The following is a 24635-nucleotide window of genomic DNA, read 5'->3' on the forward strand; positions in this document are numbered from 1 at the left end:
CGAGCGAAGCGAGCGCGGTTCACCGGAATCGCCGTCGGCGATTCCGGCCTTTTTCGCCCACGTTTTTCGAGGAGTGGTGCGCGAATCGCACCCGACGAAGAAAAAGGTGGACGGGCACGGTGGGATTCTCACCGAAGGAAGACGGTCGGCCTCACTTCGTTCGGCCGCTGCGACTTCCAGGCTTCGAATCCCCTGCGTGCTGCGGTTCAGCACGCCTCGCTGGCTCGCGGTTGGCACCGCTCGCCGTTCGAGGTCGCGAGCGACCTCGCGTCGCTCGGCGGCTTCACGGGCACGGTGGGATTCGAACCCACGACCGTCGGATTAGAAGTCCGACGCTCTATCCGGGCTGAGCTACGTGCCCTCACCCGGTAGTTGTAGAGGAGTCTCAAAAGCCGTGCGATTAGCGGTCGAACTCGACGTCCTCGTCGGTGGCGTCGCCGGTCGCGATGGCGATCACGTCGGTCGTCTCGACCGCCGTGAGGCCGTCCAACTGGCAGATATCGGCGACCCGGTCCTGCGGGACCGAGACGGCGAGGTCGTCGAACTGGAGGCGGCGTTCGACCGTCGCACCGGCGTCCTCGGCGGCCGCGGCGACGGCGTCGGGGTCGGCGTCGTCGTCGGTCGCCAGCGAGAGCGCGACCGGTTCGCCCTCGATGGGGTCCTCGCGGATGCTCCGGACGGCGCGGGAGACGTACATCACTCGGAGGAGGGGCCGCCGGGGCCTTGGTTGTGGCGTTCGGGCGGATCGAGGCGGGCCTCGGCGACGGCGAAGGCGAGAGTGCTCGCCAGCCCCAGCAGGGTGCCGCCGGTCAGGACGACGGCGAGGTACTCCAGACTTCGAATTCCGAGGAAGAAGGCGCTCAGCCCGTGGAGGACGCCGCCGATGGCCAGCACGTAGAAGGGGGCGTTGAGGTAGCGCCACTCGAACTCGTCGTGGAGGTACTCGTCGGTGACGCGGCCCAGACTGGAGGTGATGCCGGCGACGGTGAACCACTGGATCGCGCCGTAGACCAGCGCGGCGACGACCTCGACGGGCGAGAGCGGGGCGGGCTGGGATTCGAGCACGTTGACGCCGCTGACGCCGCCGATGGTGAGCAGGGCGGCGGCGACGACGTAGGTGATGATGGTGACGCGACCGGCGTACAGCCCGGAGGTGGCGCGGTCGGCGGCTTCGTCGAGCAGTCGCTCCGCTCCCAGTCCGCGGGCGAGGACGTAGAGACCGAGCAGCCCGGAGATGATGCCCAGCGAGGAGACCGGGAGGCCGAGCGACTCGACGGCGATCGTGAGCGGGTAGATGAGCAGGAGGATGCCGAGGGGGACGAGGATGGTGCCGCGCGTCTCGGGGTCGTCTAACACCTGTTTGATGGTGTAGTACATGGATTCGAGGTCCTGTGCCTGCCGGACGACGACGCGTCGCACCCCGTCGATGCGGATCCGCGAGCGGATGACGGGGATGACGGACTCGTCCTGTGCGCCGTCGGTGACGACCAGCGCGCGGACGTCCTCGCTGGTCGAGAGCGACGCGAGGACGGTGTCGACCTCCTCGCCGACGGCGCGGTTGGCGGCCACGTCGCTGCCGTCGACGCCGGTGACGGCGGCGACTTCGACCGGTTCGTCGGTGACCTCGTCGGTGATGTGGACGCCCTCGAAGAGGACGTTCACGTCCGAGTCTTCGGGGTCGGCCTGGGCTAACGCGACGGCCGCGTCGAGGACGGCGTCCCGACCGACGACCGGCGTCTCCACGTCGGTCTTGCGGCCGAGGTCGTCGTCTAAGTCCACACACAGCACCAGCAGCATCGTCTCCGGGTAGACGAGCGGCGTTTATCTGTCTTCGGGAGACGGTGGCGGGAAAATCGGTGTCGACGGCGGATCGCTTCACCGGACCGTCTCAGCGGTCGTCGGGCTGCGACCGCGCGTGGTCCGGGACGCTCTCGGGCCGGGCGATGATGTTCTCGCGCCCGATGTTTATCTTCTCGATGGTGCCTTCGTCGGCCATCCGCGAGAGGACGCGGCTCACCTTCGACTTCGACCAGCCGGTGCCGTCGACGACCGCCGACTGGCGGAGTTGACCGTCGTGTTGGTCGAGTAAGTAGAGCACGCGCTCTTCGTCGCTGAGCGGTGATTCCTCTTCCTCCGCTTGCTCCTGGGTGTCGTCGGCCGCGGCCCCGCTCGCGTCTTCGTCCTCGTCGCCCGTCTCGTCGTCCGTCGGCTCGTCGCCGCCGTCGTTTCTGGGGGGAGAGAACTCGGCGGGGACGCCCTCGTCGCGGTCGCGGGTCGCAGTCCACGGAAGGAGCCCGGTGAGACCGCTGTGTCGCTTGGCTAGGAGGGCACCGGTGACGAGGCCGACGAGGAGGATCGCCCCGAGGATCAGCAGCGTCGAGACGCGGACGTCGGCACCGGGCAACCCGATGGAGCGTTCGACTCGCGTGATTGGGTTGGTTCCGCGTTCGACTTCGGTTCCGTCGCCGACGCCGTCGCCGTCGGTGTCGGGGTCGTTCGGGTCCGTGTCGTACTCGTTGACCTCTTCGCCGTCGGTGAGGCCGTCGCCGTCGGTGTCGGCCTTCGTCGGGTTCGTCTCGTACTGGTTCACTTCCGCGCCGTCGGTGAGGCCGTCCTCGTCGGTGTCTGAGTCGGTCGGATCTGTCTCGTACTGGTTCACTTCCTCGCCGTCGTCGAGCCCGTCCTCGTCGCTGTCGGCCACGTTGGGATCCGTCTCGTACTGGTTCACCTCTTCGCCGTCGTCGAGACCGTCGTTGTCGGTGTCGGCGGCCGTCGGATCGGTGTTGTACGTCGTCACCTCTTTGCCGTCGGTGAGGCCGTCGCCGTCGGTGTCGGCCTCGGTCGGGTTGGTCTCGAACTCGTTGACTTCGACGCCGTCGCTTAGCGTGTCACCGTCGCTGTTGGGGTCCGTCGGACTGGTGCCGTAGTTGTTCACTTCGGCGCCGTCGCTCAGCCCGTCGCCGTCGGTGTCGCTCGTTCGAATGTCCGCGCCGTATTCGAGTTCCCGCTGGTTCGCGAGGCCGTCACCGTCGGCGTCGCCCTCCGGCGGGAACACGGTGAGCGGGCGGCTCGTCTGTGCGAGCGAGTCGGTCCCGTTGGCCCCGAACACCTCGACGACGAGCTGTTGGCTACCCGTCTCGTTGGTCGGCCACTGCTCGACGTCGAACGTGACGCTCGATTGTCCCCCGTCGCTGTTTATCTGTCGACAGCCGAGTTGAGTGGCCGAGTTCGGGCCGCTCTGGACCCGCGTACAGACGCTGTAAGTGCCGCTCTCGCCCCCGAAGGTCACGGTGACGTTCGAGGGTTGCCACGCGGTGACGTAGGTCCCGTCGCTCTCGGTGGCGACGACCCCCGGTCCGGCGTGTTCGATGCCGCGAATCTGGACGTCGGTCGCGCCGGCAGTCTGCGCGGCGATCGGGATACTGGCCGTGGAGACGAGTAAGACCACCACGAGAAGGGCGTTCCCAAGCAGAGAGAGACTTGGGCGTGTCATATTGTCGCCTGTACTCTGTCGAAGCCACGGAGACATAATGCTTTTCGCATCAAGTTGAGACTATTTGTTACACAATCTGATAGTATAGCCAGATTGCGGATCGAGATCGTCGGTACTGATACACCGGGACCGCGAGATATCACGGGTGACATTTCGTCGTGTCATCGGGAAGATACTGTTACCGCGCTGTCGTAGCGAGCATCGTTTCGGAACGAACACCGACTCAATTGACAGGCCGACGGCTTCTTTTTTCGGTGCCAGCGTCCAGAACATAGCTATTTCGGTCGACGCATCGCGCGGCCGGCGTTTCCCCGGACGGGCGTTCGCAGTCGCGGAGCGCGTCGCTCGAACAGCTATCGGACGTGTCCCGGGTCCGTCGGTCGCGGCGTGGGCGGTTCCTCGACGGTTCCGAGTCGAGCGACGAGCACCGCGACGGGGACCAGAAGGAGGCTCCCGACGACGAACGGCGACCAGTAGCCGACCGCGGCGTAGAGACCGCCCATCACCGGTGGCCCGACGGTCCGGGCGAGACTGCCCGCGCCCTGCGTGACGCCGAACGCGCTGCCCTGCAGCTCCGCGCTGGCCCGCTGTGAGACGAGCGCCGTCAGCGTCACCGAGAGGATCCCGTTCCCGACGGGGAGGACCGTCAGGATCGCGAGCAGTCCCAGTAGTTCCGGCGTGAGGAACGGTGTCAGCGAGGTGAGGTTCGGAAAGACGAGACCGAGCGTCCGCGAGAAGGGGAGCGCCCCGATACTCCCGACGAGAAGTGCGGTCCCGGCCAGCGAGAGCGTCACCGGGCGATAGCGGGCGGTCAGTCGGCCGACGAGGACGCCCTGCGTGATGACGGCGAGGACGCCGATGTAGGTCAGCAGGAGCGCGCTCTGGGCGGCCGTGTAGCCGTAGACGTCCGCGACGTACGGGACGAACATTATCTGCACCCCCGAGAAGGCGAAGGAGACCAGAAAGAACGCCGAGAGCAGTTCTCGCAGCCCCGGTGCAGCGATGGCCGCGCGCAACTGGGCGATCGCGGAGGGACGCTCCGCAGACGCCGCATCGGTGTCCGCGCTCGGCGCTCGCGACTCGGGGAGAAAGAGCGAGGCGACGACGACGCCGCAGAGGCTGGCGGCGGCCGCCGCGAAACTCGGCAGCGAGAAGCGATTGATGGGGACGGCCGCGGGGACGACCGAATCGACGGCGGCGACGGTGGCGTCGAAGCTCAGCACCGCGCCGATGCCCGGCCCGAAGATAAAGCCGAGGCCGAAGGCAGCCCCGATGAAGCCCAGCGCGGCGGCCCGGCGCTCCGGCGGCGTCACGTCGGCGACATAGGCCTGGGCCGTCGAGATGTTCCCTCCCATCGCGCCGGCGAGCATCCGCGAGGCGAACAGCAGCCACAGCGCGGTGGCGAGGCCGAACACCGTCCACGCCAGCACCGAGCCACAGAGCGAGAGAATCAGGACCGGCCGGCGGCCCACGCGGTCCGAGAGTGATCCCAGCAGCGGCGCGAACGCGAACTGCATCGCCGAGTACGACGCCGCCAGCAGGCCGATGACGAACTCCGTCCCGCCGGGGAACGAGCGGGTGTAGTACGGCAGGATGGGGATGACGATGCCGAACCCCAACAGGTCGAGGAAGACGACGGCGAAGACGATGGCGAGGCCGCGGCGACTGGAGTCGACCATACTGCCCGGTGGGACTGCCAGCGGGATAAGCGAGCGGGCCATGGCGACGCACACCACGGCGAGCGGGATGCGCACGCTTTTTCCCGTTGGACGTGGTTCTAGCGATACACGATGATTTCCGAGGGCTGCGAACAGTGCGCCAAGGGCGGCAAGATGGTGCTGTTCGTCTACGGCTACTGCGACCAGCGGGACTGCTTCTACTGTCCCCTCGGAGAGAACCGGAAGAACGTCACCCAGATGTACGCCAACGAGCGTCCCGTCGAGACCGACGAGGACGTCATCGAGGAGGCCAAGCGCATGAGCGCGCTGGGCACGTCCATCACGGGTGGCGAACCGCAGGAGGCCCTCGACCGGACCTGTCACTACCTCTCGCTCCTGAAAGACGAGTTCGGCGAGGACCACCACACGCACCTCTACACCGGCATCACCGGCGGCCGCGAGAACATGCGCCGACTCTCGGAGGCCGGACTGGACGAGATCCGCTTCCACCCACCGCTAGAGCAGTGGGGTGACCTCCACGGCACGGAGTGGGAGGAGATCCTCTACATCGCCCGTGAAGAGGGACTGACTCCCGCCTTCGAGATCCCCGGTATCCGCGCCGAAGAGGAGTTCCTGGAGTTCCTAGACGAGGGAGCCGCCGACTTCTGTAACATCAACGAGTTCGAGATGTCCGACGGCAACTACCGGCGGATGCAGGAGGAAGGCTTCGAACTCAAGGACGACCACATGAGCGCCGTCGAGGGGAGCCACGACATCTTAGAGAAGATGGGCGACCACGAGAAGGTCTACTTCTGTACGAGCGTCTTCAAGGACGCCGCCCAGCACCGCTCCCGACTCAAGCGGATGGCTCGCAACGTCCGACGGCCGTTCGACGACGTGACCGAGGACGGCACGCTCGTCTACGGAAAGACGTGGACCACCGAGGCGCGACTGGAGGCGCTCGGCGTCCCCGAGGAGTTCTACACCGTCAAATCGGACCACGTCGAAGTCGCGTGGTGGCTCTTAGAGGAGATGGTCGAGGACGGCGACGTCGAGGAGGGCGAGATCGTCGAGCAGTACCCGACCTACGACGGGACGGTCGTCGAGCGGACGCCGCTGGCCGGCGGCGGGCAGGCGGCTGCTGGCGATTGAATTGCGTATGCGACGCGAGTGAGAGCCGGTTTCTCTGCCGAAGTTCCGACAGGCGGTCATCAGCGGTGACCTACAGGAACAGGCGTCAGTCTGCGAGACGCTCTCGACCGTCGGTCCGTGACTCTCGGTCGGCAGTCGCCGCGGGGGCAGGCGAGTCCAATCGACGTGCGAGGCGGACAGTCGCCACGATGAAGACGAGCGCGGCGAGACTCGCGCCGACGAGAACCGGCGCGGAGAGGAGGCCGACGACGCCGGCCAACACGGTCAGGTAGCCGACGAGACCGAGGAGCGTAAGCGAGTCGTTCGCGCCGATTCCGGCGTACTGCGCGTCTCCGCGTCGGGCGTAGCGAGGGGATACCATCGTGTATAGAGAGGTCGCCGCCCCCGATAAGTGTAATCTGAAATATACTTCTGTCCCGTCGGTTACTGAAATTTCCTTCACCCGGCGTCGCGCCTGTCACTTTCTATCACGCTGAGGGCGTCGTCAACGACGAGGGTCAGCGCGGCGTCGCCGCTCCGGTAGGTCACGCTCGCGCGGAACGGGTCGCGCTGGCGGATGACCGCGTGGTCGGTGTTCCACGCGCTGAATTCCCAGAACGGCCGTTCGTTGACGTCGATGCCGTAATCGTAATAGAAGGAAACGACGGCGGGGTGTGAGAGCAGGGCGGCCCCGAGGTCGCCGATGAGTTCGGCCCCGCAGCGCTGGCAGTCGTACCGGACCAAGGGCAGGTCCGCGGCGTCGTCCGGGACCGTCTCCATGTGCAGCGTCGTCTCGGGCAGTGGGACGACGGTGGGGTAGATCTTCCCCTCGCAGTGCCAGCAGAAGCCGTTGGCGAGCTGTTGGTAGATGGTGCGGAAGTACCGGCTGGTGACCGCCGGCAACTGCTCGCGGTCGTAGTCGGCGAAGACCCCCGGCGGGACCAGCGCGGTGGCGGTCATGTCGCAGGTGTCACACTCGACGCGGACGCGTTCGTCCTCGTAGTGGAAGGTCCGCTCGCCGCCGCAGGCCGGACAGGGGTCCGAAAGCGCCATCGGGTCGATCGAGCCGTCCATCGTGTACGCGCCGGCGTGGATGGCCCCGTTGACCGCGCGGCCGGCCAGCGTGAGCTCGTAGCCGTCCTCGCCCTTCGTGACGAAGCGGTCGGTGAGCTTGTCGAGGTGGTAGTTGAACTGGCCCGAGTCGGCCATCTCGACGGCGTCGCGCAGTTCGGAGAACGTCGCCGTCTGGTCGTCGGCGTACCACAGCGCCCGGAGGATGTCGACCCGCGTGGCGTTCGCCAGCGCGCCGAACGCCTCGTCGGGGTCGGCCGTCTCGGTCAGTCCCGTCTCGCTCATGGCCCCATATGGGGCGAGCGCGGTTTAGACGTGGCGGGCAATGGAGACGAATCCGTCCGAATCACCGCCGTCGGTTCGGTCGCGACTGTACCAAGGTTGATATGAAGCTCGTGTGTCTGTCCACGCGACCTCCATGAAGCTCCAGATCGACAGCGGAAAACTCCTGTATGTGCTCGGGGTGCTCTTCGCCGCGGCGGCGTTCCTCTACTTCGTCCGCGACGTGGTGTTCGGCCTCTCGATAACCGTCAAGGCCGTCCTGCTGTTCCTCGCGTTCGTCGCCTTCTTCGTCGCCGGCGTCACGGTCGAGCGGGACGTCTTAGACGTCGTCGCCTTCGCGCTCTCCGGGGTGGCCTACGTCGTCTTCGTCGGTTACGTCGTCATTCGATACGGACCGAGCGAGACCGGGACGTTCCTGTTGCTCGCTATCTCGGCGGCGCTGTTCGTGACGCTGGGGTACCTCCTCCGCCAGCAGACCATCGACGTGCCGCGGCGGACGGCCACCGGCGTCGTCGTCGCCCTCCTCCTCGTGAGCGCGGTACTGGTCGGCGTCGACGCGCTGGGCGGGGACGTGACCTACGACCTCCGGACCGAGGAGTCAGTGACCGTCTCACCACCGGCCAGAGCGCCCGATAGCGGCTACGTGAACGTCGACCGAGCCGTCGGGACGATGACCGCGACCAACCCGTTCGTCTTCACCCGAGCGCTCTCGCTGCCGACGCTCGACGGCTGTCTGGTCGGCACCGACGCGGTGCCCCGCGACGACGTGTGGCTCTCCTACGAGTTTCCCGACTACGAGCGCCCGGACACGATCGGTGGCGGGGCGAGCCGCGAGTTCGGCGTCAGGGCGAGCATCCCCGTCGACGTCAATCAGACCGAACCCGCGGCGGTCGCGATCGAACGAGGCACCGACTGCACCGTCGACCGCTCCGCGCCGACGCTGATCGTCTCGGTGGGCGAGGGAGAGCTCCGGCGCGATTAGGGGTCGGCGATCTCGCCGAGACACGCCTGACAGTAGGTAACGCCGGTTCGGTTCTCCGTCCCGCAACTCGGACAGGCGACCGTCTCCGCGCGGCTCGCGCCGCTATCCGGGACGACCGATACGGCGGACCCACCGACGGACCACTCCGTGCTCGACCGCTCCGCGTTCTCCGCTCGCTGTCTCGCTCGCTCGACGAGTTCGTCGTCGCGCATCGACTCCAGCCCGCGCCACAGCGCGAGGAACAGCAGCGTCGGCGCGACGATGACGAACAGCCCCGCACCGACGCGAAACGCCAGCTCCAGCTGGCTGAGTGCCATGCGTTCACATAGTTCTCGAGCACCGAGAACGCTTCGCCGGTCAGTAGCGATACAGCGAGACCACGTAGGGCAGTTGGTTGTACATCCAGACGGCCAGCGGGATACCGACGACGGTCAGCGTCAGCGTGTAGGCGACGCCGGTCCAGACGCCGCTGGCCCACCAGCCGACCAGCAGGAACCACACCGCGCGAACGACGAGCGGGTACTGTCCGCCGCCGACTCGCTTCTCGACGAGCGGATCGCGGCGCTTCAGCGACAGTAGCATCGGCACCTGATTTATCATCCAGATACCCAGCGGAATGCCGATGATAGTGATGTTCAACAGCCAGGCGACGGAGAGCCAGATGCCGGTCGCCCACCACCCCACCAGTAGGAACCAGAGGGCGCGAACGAAGAGGGCGGGTTGGTCGCTCATGGGTGGAGATAGCCCAGCGGCGGAGATAAGCCTGCTGTCGGGCGTCAGCACGGGCAAGCGCGCATCTCGTCGAGGTCTGAGCCTCGACGCGCCCGTACGTTGCCATTCTATTACACGCTTGAGCAACACTTTTCTATCGACCTGCCGACGGCTACGCCATGTCCGACCTCCCCGAGACCGACGCGTTCGGCGCGATGTGTCTCGACTACCACGAGCGCGGTGACGCCTTCGAGGCGGTCGAGCGAGACGACGGTCTGCTGGAACTGCCCGGTGGACCGGAAGTGTACTTCGAACGGCCCGAGGAGTGGGAGGCACTCGACCGCACCGCCATCGAGTGGGCCGAGGGCCGCGTCCTCGACGCGGGCTGTGGCCCCGGCCGCCACGCGCTGGCGTTGCAGGAGCGCGGCCACGACGTGACGGGTATCGACCGCTCGCCGGGGGCGCTCCGAGTCGCCCGAGATCGCGGCGTCGCGGACGCTCGAATCCTGGACGTCGCCGACGTCGGGGAATTGAACCAGCGATTCGACGCCGTCGTCATGCTCGGCAACAACTTCGGACTGGTCGGGAGCGCCGAGCGAGCGCCCGCCGTCCTCGGTAGTCTCGCCGCCGTGACCACCGACGACGCCACGCTCGTCGCCGCCAGCATGGACCCGAGGATCACCGATAGAGAGGTGCATCTAGACTATCACGAGCGAAATCGCGAACGGGGCCGACTCCCGGGCCGGGTCCGCATCAGGACCCGCTACCGGCAGTACGTCGGCGAGTGGCACGACTACCTCCACGTCGCCCCCGAGACGATGCGGGATCTGGTCGCCGACACCGTCTGGTCCGTCGAAGGGGTCGAACAGGACGGACCGAAGTACGTGGCTCGACTGGAGAAGTCGGCGTAGAAATACGCGTCTGCGGCGTACTAGAACTCCTCAGAACCCCTCTTCGAACTTGAACGTCCCGTCCCGCTGGACCACTTCGCCGTCCACTTCGATACGCGAGTCCTCGCTCGTGTCGACCGACCTTTTTCCGCATCGGGTCGCCTCCGGCGACCACTCGCGCAAAAACGTCGATGAAAAAGGCCGCGCCTCGCTCGGCTCGGCGCGGTACTCAGCCCTCGAACCCGTCCTCGAACTCGAACGTCCCGTCCCGCTGGACCACTTCGCCGTCCACTTCAATACGCGAGTCCTCGCTCATGTCGACGATCATGTCGACGTGAACGGCCGAGTCGTTCTGTTCGTTGTCCTCGCCGACGGTGTCCTCGTAGGCGCGGCCGACGGCCATGTGGACGGTGTCGCCCATCTTCTCGTCGAACAGCATGTTGTATGTGAACCGGTCGATGTCGCGGTTCATCCCGATGCCGAGTTCGCCCAGTCGGTTCGCGCCGTCGTCGGTCTCCAGCACCTCGGTGAGTACTTCCTCGTTCTTGCCGGCGCTGTGGTCGACGACCTCGCCGCCCTCGAAGTCGAGGTAGACGTCCGTGACCTCGCGGCCCTGGTGGTAGAGCGGCTTGTCGAACAGCACCTCGCCCTCGACGCTGTCGGCGACGGGCGCGGTGAACACCTCGCCGCCGGGGAGGTTCTTCTCGCCGTAGTCGTTGAGCGTCGGGTTGCCGGCGACGGACATCGTCACGTCGGTCGTATCGCCCGAGACGATGCGCACCTCGTCGGCGGGGTCGAGAATGTCGACCATCTGTGACTGGTGTTCTCGGACCGCGTCCCAGTCCTTGTTGACGGCGTCCCAGACGAAGTTCTCGTAGCCCTCGGTGGACATCTGCGCGAGCTGGGCGTTGGCGGCCGCCGGGTACTGCGTGAGGTTCCACGTCTTCGAGAGGCGCTCGGCCAGTAAGGGCTGCTGAGCCTGCTGGTAGGCCGCGTTCGTTTCGGGGTCCACGTCGCTGGTCTCGGTGACGTTCGCGTTGCCCCGGATGGCGATGTAGGCGTCCATCGCGTCGTAGAGCGCCTCGACGTGGCCGGGCGTCTCGAACTCCTCGCGGTTGCGGAGGAAGGCGCGCTGATAGCGCTCGCCGAGTCGGTCCTGGACGACGAGGGGGTTCGCGCCGCGGTCGGCGGCGAGTTCGTGCAGCGCGACGACGAGGTCCTCGGCGACGGGGTGGGCGTCGATGACGACGTCGTCGCCCTCGCTCAGATCGACGGAGTGGTCGACGACGACTTCTGCGTGTTCGCGGATGCGCGGGTCCATAGGGAAAGGTCCGGCGACGGCCCCAAACCACTTTCGCCGTCGGTCACTTCTCCCTGCTGTTTTCGAGTCCCTCGCGGAACCCGAGGAAGGTCCGCCGCAGCATTAAGTACATGAAAAAGAAGAACGCGAGTACCGCGGCGAGGAGACCGTAGGTGATAAGGTCCATACCATCCGGTTGCGGACGCGCCGACAAAGAGGTTTCGCCACTCCGGATAAAACCGCTGAGCGGGTCGATTTCGAAGAGTAAAATGCGTATTTGAGCGATAGGTGAAGTGGTCACCGTACCTTGGGGAAGACTCATAACACCATGGAACATACGCTATTCCATGTCGTTGCTGCCCTCTCGGGACCCGGCAGTGCCCGACGCGGAACCTCGGGTCATCGGGGTCGATAGCGAGGACGCGGACGACGTCTTGTCGGCGCTCTCATCGGAGACCGCTCGTAACCTCCTGGCGGCGCTCAACCGCGAGCCGGCGCCGCCGGCGGAGTTAGCAGACCGTGTCGATACCTCCCTCCAGAACGCACAGTACCACCTGAAAAAGCTCGAAAAGGCCGGTGCCGTCGAGGTCGTCGACACGGCTTACTCCGAGAAGGGCCGGGAGATGGACGTCTTCGCGCCCGCGAACCAGCCGCTGGTCATCTGCGCTGGCGACGAGAAGGAGACCTCCGGGCTCCGGGCCGCGATCTCGAACCTGCTGGGCGGGCTCGCAGTCGTCGGTCTGACGGCCCTCTTCGTTCAGCAGCTGTTCGGGCGGGGTCTCGGGACGTTCTTCGGCCCCACGATCCGGAGCGGCAGCGGAGACACGGGCGGCGTCGACCCGAGCTTCTACATCGAGAACGGGACCGTCGCCGACGGCGGGACGCCGTACGCGGTCGACGCCGCCTCGCAGGGCGGTGCCGACGCCGTCGCCGGCTTGCCGCCCGGCCTCGCCTTCTTCGCCGGCGGCGCGTTCGTCCTCTTCGCGCTGGGCGCGATCTGGTACGCGCGCCGATAGAGTGTCAAACGCCCGTTTCACTCTCCGGTAACTCCTTTATTTGCCGTGCAGTACGTTCACATGCGTGCCGACCCGCTCGGCGCGTCACGGGTCACACTGACATCTACTGGCATTCGGCTTCGACGACGATGCGGCCGGCACGCCGTTTCGGCCGCCGGCCCCTCACCGCTTTCGCGTTATCGAGGAGACGGTCGTCCCGTCGGGCGAACGCAATCGAACGGTGAGACGCCCGTCCTCGACGTCGAGTTCCGCGTGTGCCGGTTCGTACCGCCGCGGGTCGGCGTAGCTCCCGGGGTTGACGAGCAGTCGGCCGTCCAGTTCGGCGAGTTCGGGTCGGTGCGAGTGACCGACGACGACCACGTCGGCGTCCTCCTGTCGGGCGAGCATCGAGAGCGCCGTCTCGGTGTGTTCGTGGCCGTGGACGACGAGAACCGTCAGTCCCGCCCACGAAAGCGTCGCGACGTCGGTGAGTCGGCCTCGGACCCCTCGCGTGTCGTTGTTGCCGTACACCGCCGTGAGCGCTGTCGTTTCCGATTCGACGGCGTCGAGCACGGTCTCGGTGGTGAAGTCGCCGGCGTGGACGACGCGGTCGGCCTCGCGGACGGCCGCGAGCGTCTCGCCTTCCAAGCGATGGCCGTCGGTCCCGTGCGTGTCAGAGATAACGGTGAGCATACCGCCCCTTCACACCGCGGACGTAAATCCAGAACCACTTTCCGCCCGCCTCGTGTGGTGTGGGTAATGGCAGGCAGTAAATCAGTCGTCCTCGCCGCCCTCGTCGCCAACGGAGCCATCGCCGTCCTGAAGTTCTTCGGCTTCCTGCTGACCGGGAGCGCCGCGATGCTCTCGGAAACGTACCACAGCATCTCCGACACCGGCAATCAGGTGTTCCTCCTCATCGGCATCCGCTACAGCGGCCGAGACCCCGACCGAAACCACCCGTTTGGCTACGGGAAGGCACAGTTCTTCTACAGCTTCCTCGTCTCAGTCCTCCTGTTCGGTATCGCCGGGTGGGAGAGCGCCAAGCACGGCTACAACGAACTGACCAGCGGCGGACACGGCGGCGGCGAGCACGCCGGCGAAGCCGTCGAGTTCCTCTTCTTCAGTTTCCAGCCCCCGGCGTGGCTCGACCCGCTGATGGTCAACTACACGGTCCTGATCGGCGCGTTCGTCTTCGAGGCGTACGCGCTGGTGAAAGCCCGCGCCGAGATGCGACGGCAGATGAACCGCAACGACTGGGGGAGCTACCGGGAGGCGTTCCGCAAGACCAGCGACGTGACGACGCTGACGGCGCTGACCGAGGACACGATCGCGCTGTCGGGCATCGTCATCGCCCTCACAGGGCTGTTCTTGGAACAGCAGACCGGCAACCCGGTCTTCGACCGGCTCTCGGCGCTGCTCATCGGTATCATGCTCATGGGCTTCGCCGTGGCCCTGGCGTGGGAGAACAAGCGCCTCCTGTTGGGCGAGAGCCTCCCGAAGTCGGAGAACGACCGCCTGCGTGAGGTCATCCGCAGCGACGAGCACGTCGCCGAGATAATCGACTTCCGGACGATCTACTTCGGGCCCAACGAGGTGATCCTCTCTGCGGACGTGGCGTTCGTCAAAGGGCTCAGCACGACCGAGATCGACGACGCCATCACCGCCATCGAGGACGAGCTGCAGGCGACTAACGAGGACATCAGAAAGATATACATCGAGCCCGAAATCAGCGATCAGCCGTAGATAGCCGCGTCCTCGGCCCACCACGGTATCGGCACGCGGTCGATTCCCGTCCGGACCCGCATCCGGAGTTCGACGACGGTGCCGTCCTTCCGTCGCTCCCAGTGCTCGACGCCCCTGACGATCCCCTGCCTATCGACGTAGATGCGCGAGCGCACCGCGACCGCCTGGTTCGGGTCGGCCCCGGAGCGGGACACGCCCGTGTCGTTCGAGGCGACGACCGCGAGCGGGCGACCGACCCGTCGGACGGTCCCCACCCGGTCGTAGTCCTCGGCGTCGAGTACCTGTCTGAGCCGCGGCGCGCCGGACGCCGAGAAGACGTAGGGAATCCGGCCGTCGCTCTCGTCGGTTACGTAGTCCCGCTCCGGGTCGTCGCGAACGCTCCGATAGACGACGCCGCCGGCGACGATGGCGTCGTCGGTCAGCGGGCCGAACGTCTGCCGGACGCGAACGACGCCGCCGTCGCGGTCGATCCAGACGTCCCGCGTGTTCTGCGGGCCCTCGCGTTCGACGTGCCGATGGAAACTCCGCTCGGCCAGCGCCGCCTCGTGTCGGTCGATCACTCTGTCGAGGTCGACGCTCCCGTTTTCTCGGGGCAGTTCGACCGGCGTCGCCGTCGGTTCGGGGACCGGCGCGGGCGTCAGCGTCGTTCTAGCGTCGCTCGCCTCGCCAGTCGCCAAGAACCCCGAACAGCCCGCGAGGGCGACAACCGTGACGACGAGCAGCGGACGCCACATACTCGCACACTGGGGGCGACGCGACAAGTGGCTGCCGGGGCCGAACCCTTTTGCCCGAGAGCGACCAACCGGACTCCGTGGCGACGACCGACGACGGCTACCTCCGCTTTTTCCCGTACGATCAGCCGTACGACCACCAGCGAGAGGCGATGTCGACTATCTACGACGCCTTAGACGAGGGCCGTGACGTCCTCTTCGAGGGTGCGTGTGGCACCGGCAAGACGCTGGCCTCGCTGGTCCCGGCGCTCGAACACGCCCGCGAGACGGGCAAGACCGTCGTCATCACGACGAACGTCCACCAGCAGATGCGCCAGTTCGTCGAGGACGCCCGCGCGATCACGCGGAAGGAGCGCCTCCGCGCGGTCGTCTTCCGCGGCAAGGGGTCGATGTGTCACATCGACGTGGACTACGAGGAGTGTCAGGCCCTGCGGGACACGACCCGCGAACTCGTCGACGTCGAGGAAGACATCGCGGCCCTCGAACGCCGCGAGGGCGAACTCTTAGAAGAGGGACAGGCTGGCAGCAGCGAGGCGATGGACGCTCGCAACGCCGTCGTCGACGAACTGCGCGACCTGCAGGAGCAGCAGGAAGAACTCCGCGAGGAGCGCTCCGTCTGTGAGCACTACTACCGAAACCTCACCGAGAACACCGAGGAGTTCTACGCGTGGCTCTACGACGACGTGCGCACGCCCGACGACGTCTACGAGTACGCCGAGCAGCAGGGGATGTGCGGGTACGAACTGCTCAAGGAGGGGATGGACGGCGTCGACCTCGTGGTGTGTAACTACCACCACCTGCTGGACCCGACCATCCGCGAGCAGTTCTTCCGCTGGCTCGGCCGGGACCCCGAGGACGTCGTCGCCGTCTTCGACGAGGCTCACAACGTCGAGTCGGCGGCGCGCGACCACGCCCGGCGCACGCTCACCGAGAACACGCTGGACCAGGCGCTGGACGAACTGGACGGCGTCGAGGACTCGCGCGCGCCCAACGCTGCCAACGTCCTCGAGACGTTCCGCGACGCGCTGGTCGAGACCTACGAGGACTCCTTCGGCTTCGGCGACCGCGAGGCGGTCGACGACCGCTGGGAGGACGTCACCGTCGCCAACGACGATCGGAAGGACGACCTGACGCTTTCCTTCCTGCAGGGATACACCGGCCCCGGCTTCCCCGAAGAGGTCGACAAAGCGGTCGACCTCGGCCGGGACCTGGACGCCCGCTACGAGGAGGAGTTCAAAGACGGGAAACGCGACACCCGCAAGGAGTGTCAGACCCTGCAGGCGGCGACGTTCCTCGCCGAGTGGCTGGCCGAGTCCGACGACGCCGGCCAGTACCCCGTCGCGAGCGTCCGCCGGGACGAGAGCAGCGGCGACGTCTACGGCCGCGCCGAGCTGTACACCTGCATCCCCGAGGAAGTGACCCGCGACCTCTTCGAGGACTTACACGCCTCGGTGCTGATGAGCGCGACGTTGCGCCCCTTCGACGTGACCGAGGACGTGGTCGGCCTCTCGGACCCGGTGACGATGGCCTACGGCGCGCAGTTCCCCGAGGAGCGCCGCCGGACGTACTCCGTCGACGGTCCCGCGCTCTTTTCGAGCGAACGCGACGACCCCGAGACCCAGCGGACCATCGCGCGCACCTTGGAGGACGTCATCCGCTTTACCCCCGGAAATACGCTCGTCTTCTGTCCCTCCTACAGCGAGGCCGAGCGCTACCACGACATGGTCGCCGTCAGCGGCACGCGCTATCTCGACGAACCCGGCAAACAGGCGCACGACCTCCGCGAAGCGTTCACCGACGGCGACGATGGCGTCCTCTTTACCTCGCTGTGGGGCACCCTCGGGGAGGGTGTGAGCTACGACGGCGACGACGCCCGCACCGTCGTCGTGGTCGGCGTCCCCTACCCCCATCTCGACGACCGAATGGAAGCCGTTCAGGACGCCTACGGGACCGCCTTCGCCGACGACGCGGACGCAGAAGAGGCCGGCTGGCGCTACGCCGTCGAGATCCCGACCGTTCGAAAGACCAGACAGGCCCTCGGTCGGGTGGTCCGCTCGCCCGAGGACTTCGGCGCTCGCATCCTCTTAGACACGCGCTACACGCAGGGAGCCGAGATGGAGATGCACGACTACGCGGTCCGCGGGACGTTCCCGCCCGAGGAGCGCAGCGAGATGGTCGACGTCGCCCCGGACAAGCTCAAGTTCGCGCTGTTGAACTTCTATCAGGACATGCGGGCGTACGACGGGCCGCCGCCGAAGCCGTAGGGCGGTATCGGCTCGTCGCCGACCTCACCGCGCCCTGCCGAACCACTTCGCCAGTCCGGCGCTGGTGGCCATCTCGACGATACCGAACGCGACCGCGGGGAGCGTCGCCGCCGGGGGAAAGCCCGCGCCGACGAGGATCGCGGCGGCGACCGCGAAGTCCCGCATTCCAACCGAGAGGGCGGTCGCGATGCGTTCCGGCCGGGTGAGCCGAGCCCCGACGGTCCAGCCGAGGGCGTAGCCGGTGCAGTTGAGGGCGACCGCGCCGCCCGCGACGACGAGCAGCGTCACGCCGCCGCCGCGGACGAGCGACGCGTTCGACGCGGTGACGATACCGACGAGGAGGACGACCATGACGCCGGAGACGGACGGGTAGAGGTCGTCGTACGCGCCGATACGCTCCGGCCACCGAGACCGGAGCGAAACGGCCAGCGTCATCGGCAGGACGACGGCGAGCAGCAGTTGCTCGACGATGGCGACGGCGTCGACCGTGACGGACGCGCCCAGCAGCGCCGTCGTCGCGCCGGGGACCACCGCGAGCGTGCCGAGTCCGACGAGGAGGAGCGCCGTCGTCGCCAGCGCCGTATCGCCGCCACCGAGTTCCGTCATCGTCGGCGTGACCAGCTCCGGCGTCACCGCTCCGACGACCACGAACCCCGCGGTCAGCGCCGGCGACAGGGAGAGCGCGGACGCGATCGCGAACCCGAGAAGCGGCATCGCCGTCTGTGCGAGCAAGATGGCGAGCACCGCGCGACCTCGGACCTCCCGGAACCGCTCTGGCGAGAGCGTCAGTGACACCGATCCGATCATGACCGCCAGAATCGGCGTCGATAGCCGGGAAAGCGCGCCAATAGAGGGGACGGCCACCCCGACGAGAACCGCGAGAACGACCCAGAGCAGGAGCCACTCGTCGACGAGCGCGGCGACGCGGGCGAGGGGGGAGTTCGACATCGACGTGTTCGACTTGGTCCGCCGCGGTTTGTTCGTTCGCGTTCCGGCTCGGATACCTAGGGACGCGAGTCGCGTGTGCTATCGGTGAAGAAGGCGTCGCCGCTCACGGGACAGCGGCCGTCGGGCCGCGCGTTCGCACAGACCGCTCCCGTACGAGGAAACCGGATGGTTTGAAACCCTCCGCGCGAAACCACCGGGCAATGCTAATCGCGTTCGACTTCGACGGGACGCTCTCGGACTCGGAGATGACGGTGTTGCTCGGGAAACGGAACGGCACCGCACAGGACATGGCCGACATCACCGAGCGGGCGATGAACGACGAGATCGAGTACGCGGAGAGCCTGCGCCAGCGCTGTGCGCTGCTCGAAGACCTGCCCGACGAGGAAGCGCAGGCGGCCTTCGACGAGGTGGAGCTGCGCCCCGGCGCGGGCGAGGTCATCGAAGCGCTGCGCGAGGCAGGCCACTACGTCGCCGTCCTCACCGGCGGGTTCGAACGCGGCGTCGAGGCCGCACTCGCGAAGGAAGGCGTCGAAGTCGACGCCATCGTCGCCAACCGCCTCCCCGTCGCCGACGGGAAACTCACCGGCGAGGTCGAGGGGCCGCTCATCGAGGGGACGAAAGACGACGCGCTGGAAGTGGCGACGGCCATCACCGGCGAGGACCGCGACCGGACCGTCGCGGTCGGCGACGGCGCGAACGACCTCCCGATGCTGGAGGTCGCCGAGCTCGCGATCGGGTTCGAACCGAAGCCGGCCGTCGCGCCCTCGTGTGACGTGACCGTTTCGACGATGGAGGAACTGTACGACCTCCTCGAAGAACGGGATATCCTCTGAGGCGAGGCGGTCACGACCTCGACGCGGACTCGGGATCGGCGTGGCTGTACAGCGAGTGGACGAGCAGGCCGAATCCCAGCGCCGTCACCACGCGTTGGACGAGGACGCCGTCCAGAAACCCCCAGCCGAGCATCTGGTGGACGCCGCCGCCCAGCAGGAGGCCGAGGGTGACGAGCCCGAATCCGACGGCGAACCGCCGCATGACCGGCGATCCGCTCCGGCGGGCCGCTCGGTAGGCGAGGTGGGTGACGACGCCGCCGAGGACCAACACGACGGCGCTGGTTATCACCACGAGGACGGTCGCGAGTGCCGGGTCCATATCAGTCCCCCCTCACGTCGAAGCGGAGGGTCGGTCTCGGCTGTCCCGCCACCGGGCTCTCGGGTAGCGAACGAGGTGGCCGCACGGTCCTCACCCGAGGAGCGCGCGGAGCCACGCGTTCTCTTTCACGACCTCCAGTTTCTCCAGGTAGGCGTCCAGCCCGAGGATGCGGCCCGCGCCGATCGCACCGAGGCCGAACAGGAGCGCCGCGTAGACGACGTGGTCGTCGACGACCCAGCCGTGGGCGATGGGGAGCCCGGCCATGAGACCGCCCTGGAGGCTCGCCGCCCAGAACATCATCATCATGACCGCGCCCCAGAACGCGTTCCAGCGGACGAACGCGCCGACGATGAGGCCGATCCCGGTGAGGGTGAGCCCCCACATCACGAGCAGGTCGACCATCGGGCTGCCGGCCATCGCGCCCCACATCCCCACGAAGGGGTTGCCCTCGGGGATGGCGCTGGCGAGGTAACCGGCCGCCGTCCAGTCGTTCGCCGGGTCGGCGTCGAGGTACGTGATGAGTTTCGTGAGGCCGCCCTGCAGCAAGACCCACCCCATCGTGACCCGGAGCGCGAGGATGGCGTAGCCGATCCAGTGCTCGGAGTACTCGAAGTCGGTCTCGCGGCCGAACAGTTCCGCGTCGAGGCGTCGGGTGTTGGTGGACATGATTGGTTCCCTCTACAGGTGAGAGTTGGACCCGCCACCCCTTGAATCGAGGAGAGCGTTCCCACAGAGTGGGAACAGAGCGCGTCTGTCGCCGTCAGTCGGTCGCTGAGCGCCGGACCGAACGCCGGTCGCAGACGGCGGCCGTCGAACGGCCGAGTCGCGTTCCCGTGATCGACGGCGCTACCGCGTCGCCTGCCCAATGGCCTGGTCCAGATCCGCGACGATGTCCTCGACCGCCTCGGTCCCCACCGAGAGGCGAACCATGTCGTCGGTGACGCCCGCGGCGGCCTTCTCCTCGTCGGTGAGCTGCTGGTGGGTCGTCGACGCGGGGTGGATGACGAGCGTCTTCGCGTCGCCGACGTTCGCCAGGAGAGAGGCGATTTCGGTGGACTCGACGGTGGTCCGGGCGGCGTCGTAGCCGTCTTCGAGCCCGAACGTGATCATGCCGCCGTAGCCGCCGTCGAGATACTCGCTCGCGGCGTCGTGGGTCTCGTGGCTCTCGAGACCGGGGTAGGTGACCCACGACACTTCCGGGTGGTCCTCTAGGAACTCCGCGACGGTCATCGCGTTGTCGCAGTGGCGGTCCATCCGCGCGGGGAGGGTCTCGAGGCCCTGCATGGTCTGCCAGGCGTCGAAGGGCGACTGCTGACAGCCCAGGTCGCGCAGGCCGCGGGCGATGGCGGCGTAGGTGAACGCCGCGTCGCCGAAGCGCTCTTCGAAGTTGACGCCGTGGTACGCCGGGTTGTCGCCGGCGATCTCGGGGTACTTCTCTTCGTACTCGTCCCACGGGAACGACCCGCCGTCGACGAGGACGCCGCCGACGGTGGTGCCGTGGCCGTGGATCCACTTCGTCGTGGAGTTCCAGACGAGGTCCGCGCCGTGCTCGATGGGGTTACAGAGGTACGGCGTGGCGAAGGTGTTGTCCACGAAGAAGGGGACGCCGTGGTCGTGAGCGATCTCCGCGAGCCGCTCGAAGTCGGGAGTGACGAGCGCCGGGTTGCCGATGGTCTCACAGTGGACGTAGGCGGTGTCGTCGTCGATGGCCTCCTCGTAGGCGTCGTAGTCCAGCGTGTCGACGAAGCGCGTCTCGACGCCGTTTCGCGGCGCGGTGTGGGTGTAGTAGGTGTAGGTGCCGCCGTACAGCGAGGAGGCGGTGACGACGTTGTCGCCGACGTCGGCCAGCAGGAACGTCGCGAGGTTGAGCGAGGCCATCCCCGAGGCGGTGGCGACGGCCCCGACCCCGCCTTCGAGCGCGGCCAGTCGTTCCTGCAACATCCCGACGGTGGGGTTCATCAGCCGCGAGTAGATGTGTCCCGGTTTCTCCAGGGCGAACTGGGCGGCGGCGTCCTCGGCGTCCTCGAAGACGTAGGAGGTGGTCTGATAGATCGGCGGGGCGCGCGCGCGGGCCTCGGCGTCCGGCGTTTCCTGTCCGACGTGGAGCGCGTCTGTCTCGAACTGGCGGTCGTCGTTGCTCATACACCCGCCCTGTCACGGTGGACCCCCTTAAGTCTCGCTGGCAGCGGCGACACGCCCTCGGAATCCGGGATACCGGCGGATATCTGCCGTCGTCGCGGACGAACGGGCCGGCGCTCAGGTCTGCAGCGACCCGGCGTAAGACTGGTCGCGCGCGACCGCCGTCTCGGGGTCGAAGCGGACGAGCCCGTAGCCGTCGCCGCCGAGTCCGCGAAACCGCTCGTCCCATTCGTCTCGATCGGAACCGAGGTACTTCCGGAGCAACCGCCCCGCTCGGGAGGCGTCGTAGGCTTCGAGCGTCGCCGTCCCGCGCATCCCGACGTGTTCGACGGCCCCCGATTTCGGGTCGAAATCGACGACTGCGAGCGCGCAGTCGGGGTACTCCCGGACCCGGTCGGGGTACGAACGCCCGTCTTCCATCGCGACGAGCCACACCTGTTCGTCCTCCCAGCGGAACCACAGCGGCGAGACCCGCGGCCCGGCAGCCGACGACTGCGCGAGGAAGCAAAACAGCGGGCGGGCGAGGAACTCGTCTATCGAGGTGTCGAGCGTGTTTTCGACGATCTCCATGACCGGCGTGAGGAGCGCCCGGCCGAATAGAGTGGCGGCGACGCGAACCGCGATCCGGTGGCTACGACGGCGACGCGGACGGCGATTCGCCCTCGCTCAGACACCGCGCGTCGAACGTCGGTTCGCCGTTCTCGATGGCTGCGTCGACGACGAAGTCGGCACACTCCGCGGGGTCCCACGTTCGCCCCCGTTGGCCGCCCTCGCTGTTGATGCTGAAGTCGTACTGCTCGTCGGTCCGCCGGAGCGTCGCGACCATCTTCACGGACTCGCCGGCGGGCAACGTCCCCGAGAAACTATCGGTCACGCTGGATCCCTGATTGACGACGACCTCGTAGGACCGGGCGACGTCGTCCCGGTTTTCGAGCGTGAGCGTGACGGACACCTCTCCCGACGTCGGCGTCGGCGTCTCCGTTTGAGAGGCCCCATCGCATCCCGCGAGGGCCGTTGCGATGCCCGTTCCGGCGAGCGCGAGCACCCGACGGCGCGTTTCGACAGACTCGGTTTCGGCGCGACGTGGCTTCGACACAGGCGAACGTGTCGCGGGAGGCGCAAAAGGGTTCTCGCTGACCCCGGCGCGCAAAATGCCATCCCGCGGCGTCGCTGGAGTGGAAATAGGGGGCAAACTGGGGAGTATCTGAGAGTCAGTTCGACGCCGGGCCGGGAGCGCGTTTCATCGCGCACAGACACCGTCAGAGCGGACTCTGACGAGCCTTCGTTCACGCTGCTCACGAAGACAGGGAAGGGCAGGCTGACCTGAGAGCATCCGGCGGCTTTGCCGCCGGTTCACCGGAATCGCCGACGGCGATTCCGGCTTTTTTCGCCCACGTTTTTGGCCCGGGGTTGAGCGCTCGCCGCTGGCGAGCGCGAGCCCCCGGGTGAAAAAGGTGGGTTCACGCGAACTTCCGCACCGTCATATCCAACGTATCCAGATCGAGGATGGGGGCGAAACCGGCATCGGGATCGATGTTGACGGACTTCTGGAACTCCGTCTGGGCCTGCCAGCACCCCGAGTTCAGCGCGAGGACGTTGTGGTACTTCCCCCAGCCGAGCTTGTGGACGTGGCCCGTGTGGAACACGTCCGGGACCTCCTCCATGACGAGGTAGTCGCGGTCCTCCGGCGCGAGGCGGGTGTGGCCGCCGTACTGCGGGGCGACGTGGCGCTTCTTCAGGAGTTGGTACATCGCCTTGTGGGGCTCGTCGTAGTTGGCCTCCTCGTCGGGGAGCTCGGCGATGACCTCGTCCAACGAGACGCCGTGGTACATGAGGATGGTAACCCCCTCCACCGTCACCAGCGCCGGGTTCGAGTGGACCCGCGCGTCGTGGGCAGTCATGATCCCCCGCAGCTCCTCGTCGAAGCCGGGTTGTGGTTCGGCCAGCCGCACCGCGTCGTGGTTGCCCGGGATCATCCGGATCTCCATGTCGCCCGGCACCTCCTTGAGGTACTCCGAGAACGCCTCGTACTGCTCGTAGATGTCGACGATGTCGAGTTCCTTGTCCTGTTCGGGGTAGACCCCGACGCCTTCGACCATGTCGCCCGCGATGAGCAGGTACTCGACGTGTTCGGCCTCGGGCGTGTGCAACCAATCGGTGAAGCGATGCCACGCGTCGGCCATGAACTCCTGACTGCCGACGTGGACGTCCGATATCAGCGCCGCCTGGACGTGGCGGTCGGCCGTCGAGGGCTTGTGGGTCCGCGGGACGTCGGGGAAGTGCAGCGAATCGACGAAGAGGATGCCCGCGTCGTCGGCGAGCGTTCCGTCGACGGCGATGACCTCGTCCAAGAGGAGTTGCTGGACCAGATCGGCGATCGGGCGGTCTTTCATCACGAGACACGGAAAGGTCCCATTGGTATCTTCGAGTTCGACCAGCCAGTGCCCGCTGGCCGTCGAGCGGATGTCCGAGACCATCCCGATGAGCGCCGCTTCGCTTCCCCCCGCCATGTTCTGGATGGCGTCCGTCGGTCGGTGGTTCACCCGGCCGCGCAGGTTGCCCGCGAGTTTCTCGTAGCGGTCCCGAAACACCGTGACGAAGTCCTGATACTCGCCGGTGCCCGTCGAGTTGCCGGTCATGTCGTTGGCCACTTCGATGGCTCGCTTCGAGAGGTCCACGTCCCGCGACCCCCTCGTTTCGGGTGGAGCTCGGTCGTGGCTGTCCGGCGATTGGGAAGCGGCGGTTCCAGTCGAAACAGAGGGGTCGCCCCCGTCTGTCGGCGTCGCGTTCGGCTGTGGCGAGTTACCGGGCCGCGCGGTGGCGTCGGCGCGCGATTCCTCGCGGTCGAGAACGGAATCGACGTGCGCGACGGTGAGCTTCAGCGCGTCGTCGGGCACCGTTTCCAGTGCGCGTTCGAGGGCGGCAGCGGAATCCGGCGCGTCGGCCAGTCGGGTGACGGCCTCGCGCTCGGCGTTGTAGCCGCGACTGGCGAGTTCGCTGACGATCCGGGCCGGCGTCGAGAGCGGCACGTCCTGGTACTCCGCGTCTGCGGGCAAAAATATAGCGGACCCGAAACGGCGGGCGGACGCGACACGGCAGGTGACCGCGAGACGAGCGGCCGGTACTCGGCGGGCGTCACAACATT

General features: G+C 67.2%; 26 protein-coding genes and 1 tRNA gene. 7 read left to right on the top strand and 20 right to left on the bottom strand.

Annotated elements, in window-relative coordinates; all coding sequences use genetic code 11:
* Positions 1-286 precede the first annotated feature (286 nt).
* The 5 genes from GO488_RS13930 to GO488_RS13950 form a co-directional block, all read right to left on the bottom strand.
* A tRNA-Arg gene (locus GO488_RS13930) sits at positions 287-361 on the bottom strand.
* 39 nt (positions 362-400) lie between these two features.
* Positions 401-697 (bottom strand): hypothetical protein, encoded by a 297-nt coding sequence (locus GO488_RS13935; RefSeq protein WP_162318424.1) that lies wholly within the window; start codon positions 695-697, stop codon positions 401-403.
* Positions 697-1797 carry a DUF373 family protein gene (locus GO488_RS13940; RefSeq protein WP_162318425.1) on the bottom strand — a complete coding sequence of 367 codons (1101 nt, stop codon included), beginning with the start codon at positions 1795-1797 and terminating at the stop codon, positions 697-699. The genes GO488_RS13935 and GO488_RS13940 overlap by 1 nt, the downstream gene beginning before the upstream one ends.
* Before the next feature lie 91 nt (positions 1798-1888).
* On the bottom strand, positions 1889-3493 hold the full coding sequence (locus GO488_RS13945; RefSeq protein WP_162318426.1) for a helix-turn-helix transcriptional regulator: 1605 nt from the start codon (positions 3491-3493) through the stop codon (positions 1889-1891).
* Positions 3494-3846: 353 nt separating this feature from the next.
* Positions 3847-5172, bottom strand: a complete 1326-nt coding sequence (locus GO488_RS13950) for an MFS transporter (RefSeq protein WP_162318427.1) — start codon at positions 5170-5172, stop codon at positions 3847-3849.
* A 111-nt stretch (positions 5173-5283) separates the two neighbouring features.
* Between GO488_RS13950 and GO488_RS13955 the strand changes: the two genes are divergently transcribed.
* Positions 5284-6303, top strand: coding sequence for a radical SAM protein (locus GO488_RS13955; RefSeq protein ID WP_162318428.1), 1020 nt, complete (start codon positions 5284-5286; stop codon positions 6301-6303).
* Positions 6304-6388: 85 nt separating this feature from the next.
* On the opposite strand, the gene GO488_RS13960 is transcribed toward GO488_RS13955, so the two are convergent.
* Together GO488_RS13960 and GO488_RS13965 are read right to left on the bottom strand one after the other, a co-directional pair.
* Positions 6389-6664: a hypothetical protein gene (locus GO488_RS13960; protein ID WP_162318429.1), complete on the bottom strand. Its 276-nt coding sequence runs from the start codon at positions 6662-6664 to the stop codon at positions 6389-6391.
* A gap of 77 nt (positions 6665-6741) precedes the next feature.
* Positions 6742-7638, bottom strand: a complete 897-nt coding sequence (locus GO488_RS13965; protein ID WP_162318430.1) for a winged helix-turn-helix domain-containing protein — start codon at positions 7636-7638, stop codon at positions 6742-6744.
* 133 nt (positions 7639-7771) lie between these two features.
* Here GO488_RS13965 and GO488_RS13970 point away from each other — a divergent pair, with 133 nt between their 5' ends.
* Complete coding sequence (locus GO488_RS13970) at positions 7772-8617, top strand: DUF2157 domain-containing protein (protein ID WP_162318431.1); 846 nt, start codon at positions 7772-7774, stop codon at positions 8615-8617.
* Here GO488_RS13970 and GO488_RS13975 read toward each other — a convergent pair.
* A complete protein-coding gene (locus tag GO488_RS13975) occupies positions 8614-8934 on the bottom strand; it encodes a zinc ribbon domain-containing protein (protein WP_162318432.1) in 321 nt (106 codons plus the stop codon). The two genes, GO488_RS13970 and GO488_RS13975, sit on opposite strands and share 4 nt — an antisense overlap.
* Positions 8935-8974: 40 nt before the next feature.
* Positions 8975-9349, bottom strand: a complete 375-nt coding sequence (locus GO488_RS13980; protein ID WP_162318433.1) for a YccF domain-containing protein — start codon at positions 9347-9349, stop codon at positions 8975-8977.
* A 158-nt stretch (positions 9350-9507) separates the two neighbouring features.
* On the opposite strand from GO488_RS13980, the gene GO488_RS13985 reads away from it, so the two are divergent.
* Positions 9508-10239: a class I SAM-dependent methyltransferase gene (locus GO488_RS13985; RefSeq protein WP_162318434.1), complete on the top strand. Its 732-nt coding sequence runs from the start codon at positions 9508-9510 to the stop codon at positions 10237-10239.
* A gap of 208 nt (positions 10240-10447) precedes the next feature.
* Here GO488_RS13985 and GO488_RS13990 read toward each other — a convergent pair whose 3' ends face one another.
* The gene (locus GO488_RS13990) at positions 10448-11539 is read right to left on the bottom strand and encodes an aminopeptidase (RefSeq protein WP_162318435.1); all 1092 of its coding nucleotides are present in this window, start codon (positions 11537-11539) and stop codon (positions 10448-10450) included.
* A 43-nt stretch (positions 11540-11582) separates the two neighbouring features.
* On the bottom strand, positions 11583-11705 hold the full coding sequence (locus GO488_RS20100; RefSeq protein ID WP_277814713.1) for a DUF7859 family protein: 123 nt from the start codon (positions 11703-11705) through the stop codon (positions 11583-11585).
* 160 nt (positions 11706-11865) lie between these two features.
* Between GO488_RS20100 and GO488_RS13995 the strand changes: the two genes are divergently transcribed.
* Positions 11866-12534 carry an ArsR/SmtB family transcription factor gene (locus tag GO488_RS13995; protein WP_162318436.1) on the top strand — a complete coding sequence of 223 codons (669 nt, stop codon included), beginning with the start codon at positions 11866-11868 and terminating at the stop codon, positions 12532-12534.
* Positions 12535-12696: 162 nt separating this feature from the next.
* On the opposite strand, the gene GO488_RS14000 is transcribed toward GO488_RS13995, so the two are convergent.
* A complete protein-coding gene (locus GO488_RS14000) occupies positions 12697-13206 on the bottom strand; it encodes a metallophosphoesterase (RefSeq protein ID WP_162318437.1) in 510 nt (169 codons plus the stop codon).
* A 66-nt stretch (positions 13207-13272) separates the two neighbouring features.
* Between GO488_RS14000 and GO488_RS14005 the strand changes: the two genes are divergently transcribed.
* On the top strand, positions 13273-14256 hold the full coding sequence (locus GO488_RS14005) for a cation diffusion facilitator family transporter (RefSeq protein WP_162318438.1): 984 nt from the start codon (positions 13273-13275) through the stop codon (positions 14254-14256).
* On the opposite strand, the gene GO488_RS14010 is transcribed toward GO488_RS14005, so the two are convergent.
* Positions 14247-14990 (bottom strand): hypothetical protein, encoded by a 744-nt coding sequence (locus tag GO488_RS14010; protein ID WP_162318439.1) that lies wholly within the window; start codon positions 14988-14990, stop codon positions 14247-14249. The two genes, GO488_RS14005 and GO488_RS14010, sit on opposite strands and share 10 nt — an antisense overlap.
* 77 nt (positions 14991-15067) lie before the next feature.
* On the opposite strand from GO488_RS14010, the gene GO488_RS14015 reads away from it, so the two are divergent.
* Positions 15068-17251 carry an ATP-dependent DNA helicase gene (locus tag GO488_RS14015; protein ID WP_162318440.1) on the top strand — a complete coding sequence of 728 codons (2184 nt, stop codon included), beginning with the start codon at positions 15068-15070 and terminating at the stop codon, positions 17249-17251.
* 24 nt (positions 17252-17275) lie between these two features.
* Here GO488_RS14015 and GO488_RS14020 read toward each other — a convergent pair whose 3' ends face one another.
* Positions 17276-18199: a bile acid:sodium symporter family protein gene (locus GO488_RS14020; RefSeq protein ID WP_162318441.1), complete on the bottom strand. Its 924-nt coding sequence runs from the start codon at positions 18197-18199 to the stop codon at positions 17276-17278.
* Positions 18200-18399: 200 nt separating this feature from the next.
* Between GO488_RS14020 and serB the strand changes: the two genes are divergently transcribed.
* On the top strand, positions 18400-19032 hold the full coding sequence (serB, locus tag GO488_RS14025) for a phosphoserine phosphatase SerB (protein WP_162318442.1): 633 nt from the start codon (positions 18400-18402) through the stop codon (positions 19030-19032).
* Between the two features lie 10 nt (positions 19033-19042).
* On the opposite strand, the gene GO488_RS14030 is transcribed toward serB, so the two are convergent.
* The 6 genes from GO488_RS14030 to GO488_RS14055 form a co-directional block, all read right to left on the bottom strand.
* Entirely contained in the window at positions 19043-19351 is a 309-nt protein-coding gene (locus GO488_RS14030) for a DUF7521 family protein (RefSeq protein WP_162318443.1), read from the bottom strand.
* A 90-nt stretch (positions 19352-19441) separates the two neighbouring features.
* A complete protein-coding gene (locus GO488_RS14035; RefSeq protein ID WP_162318444.1) occupies positions 19442-20017 on the bottom strand; it encodes a DoxX family membrane protein in 576 nt (191 codons plus the stop codon).
* Positions 20018-20197: 180 nt separating this feature from the next.
* On the bottom strand, positions 20198-21493 hold the full coding sequence (locus GO488_RS14040; RefSeq protein ID WP_162318445.1) for an O-acetylhomoserine aminocarboxypropyltransferase/cysteine synthase family protein: 1296 nt from the start codon (positions 21491-21493) through the stop codon (positions 20198-20200).
* A 114-nt stretch (positions 21494-21607) separates the two neighbouring features.
* A complete protein-coding gene (locus GO488_RS14045; RefSeq protein ID WP_162318446.1) occupies positions 21608-22060 on the bottom strand; it encodes a pyridoxamine 5'-phosphate oxidase family protein in 453 nt (150 codons plus the stop codon).
* Between the two features lie 61 nt (positions 22061-22121).
* Positions 22122-22586, bottom strand: coding sequence for a hypothetical protein (locus GO488_RS14050; RefSeq protein ID WP_162318447.1), 465 nt, complete (start codon positions 22584-22586; stop codon positions 22122-22124).
* Between the two features lie 364 nt (positions 22587-22950).
* The gene (locus tag GO488_RS14055; RefSeq protein ID WP_162318448.1) at positions 22951-24519 is read right to left on the bottom strand and encodes a DNA-directed DNA polymerase II small subunit; all 1569 of its coding nucleotides are present in this window, start codon (positions 24517-24519) and stop codon (positions 22951-22953) included.
* Positions 24520-24635: the final 116 nt, after the last annotated feature.

This window comes from Haloarcula limicola (assembly GCF_010119205.1).
Classification (GTDB): domain Archaea; phylum Halobacteriota; class Halobacteria; order Halobacteriales; family Haloarculaceae; genus Haloarcula; species Haloarcula limicola.

Coding starts and splice junctions, on each gene's coding strand:
- GO488_RS13935 (WP_162318424.1), bottom strand. CDS start 697: ATGTACGTCTCCCGCGCCGTCCGGAGCATCCGCGAGGACCCCATCGAG.
- GO488_RS13940 (WP_162318425.1), bottom strand. CDS start 1,797: ATGCTGCTGGTGCTGTGTGTGGACTTAGACGACGACCTCGGCCGCAAG.
- GO488_RS13945 (WP_162318426.1), bottom strand. CDS start 3,493: ATGACACGCCCAAGTCTCTCTCTGCTTGGGAACGCCCTTCTCGTGGTG.
- GO488_RS13950 (WP_162318427.1), bottom strand. CDS start 5,172: ATGGTCGACTCCAGTCGCCGCGGCCTCGCCATCGTCTTCGCCGTCGTC.
- GO488_RS13955 (WP_162318428.1), top strand. CDS start 5,284: ATGATTTCCGAGGGCTGCGAACAGTGCGCCAAGGGCGGCAAGATGGTG.
- GO488_RS13960 (WP_162318429.1), bottom strand. CDS start 6,664: ATGGTATCCCCTCGCTACGCCCGACGCGGAGACGCGCAGTACGCCGGA.
- GO488_RS13965 (WP_162318430.1), bottom strand. CDS start 7,638: ATGAGCGAGACGGGACTGACCGAGACGGCCGACCCCGACGAGGCGTTC.
- GO488_RS13970 (WP_162318431.1), top strand. CDS start 7,772: ATGAAGCTCCAGATCGACAGCGGAAAACTCCTGTATGTGCTCGGGGTG.
- GO488_RS13975 (WP_162318432.1), bottom strand. CDS start 8,934: ATGGCACTCAGCCAGCTGGAGCTGGCGTTTCGCGTCGGTGCGGGGCTG.
- GO488_RS13980 (WP_162318433.1), bottom strand. CDS start 9,349: ATGAGCGACCAACCCGCCCTCTTCGTTCGCGCCCTCTGGTTCCTACTG.
- GO488_RS13985 (WP_162318434.1), top strand. CDS start 9,508: ATGTCCGACCTCCCCGAGACCGACGCGTTCGGCGCGATGTGTCTCGAC.
- GO488_RS13990 (WP_162318435.1), bottom strand. CDS start 11,539: ATGGACCCGCGCATCCGCGAACACGCAGAAGTCGTCGTCGACCACTCC.
- GO488_RS20100 (WP_277814713.1), bottom strand. CDS start 11,705: ATGGACCTTATCACCTACGGTCTCCTCGCCGCGGTACTCGCGTTCTTC.
- GO488_RS13995 (WP_162318436.1), top strand. CDS start 11,866: ATGTCGTTGCTGCCCTCTCGGGACCCGGCAGTGCCCGACGCGGAACCT.
- GO488_RS14000 (WP_162318437.1), bottom strand. CDS start 13,206: ATGCTCACCGTTATCTCTGACACGCACGGGACCGACGGCCATCGCTTG.
- GO488_RS14005 (WP_162318438.1), top strand. CDS start 13,273: ATGGCAGGCAGTAAATCAGTCGTCCTCGCCGCCCTCGTCGCCAACGGA.
- GO488_RS14010 (WP_162318439.1), bottom strand. CDS start 14,990: ATGTGGCGTCCGCTGCTCGTCGTCACGGTTGTCGCCCTCGCGGGCTGT.
- GO488_RS14020 (WP_162318441.1), bottom strand. CDS start 18,199: ATGTCGAACTCCCCCCTCGCCCGCGTCGCCGCGCTCGTCGACGAGTGG.
- serB (WP_162318442.1), top strand. CDS start 18,400: ATGCTAATCGCGTTCGACTTCGACGGGACGCTCTCGGACTCGGAGATG.
- GO488_RS14030 (WP_162318443.1), bottom strand. CDS start 19,351: ATGGACCCGGCACTCGCGACCGTCCTCGTGGTGATAACCAGCGCCGTC.
- GO488_RS14035 (WP_162318444.1), bottom strand. CDS start 20,017: ATGTCCACCAACACCCGACGCCTCGACGCGGAACTGTTCGGCCGCGAG.
- GO488_RS14040 (WP_162318445.1), bottom strand. CDS start 21,493: ATGAGCAACGACGACCGCCAGTTCGAGACAGACGCGCTCCACGTCGGA.
- GO488_RS14045 (WP_162318446.1), bottom strand. CDS start 22,060: ATGGAGATCGTCGAAAACACGCTCGACACCTCGATAGACGAGTTCCTC.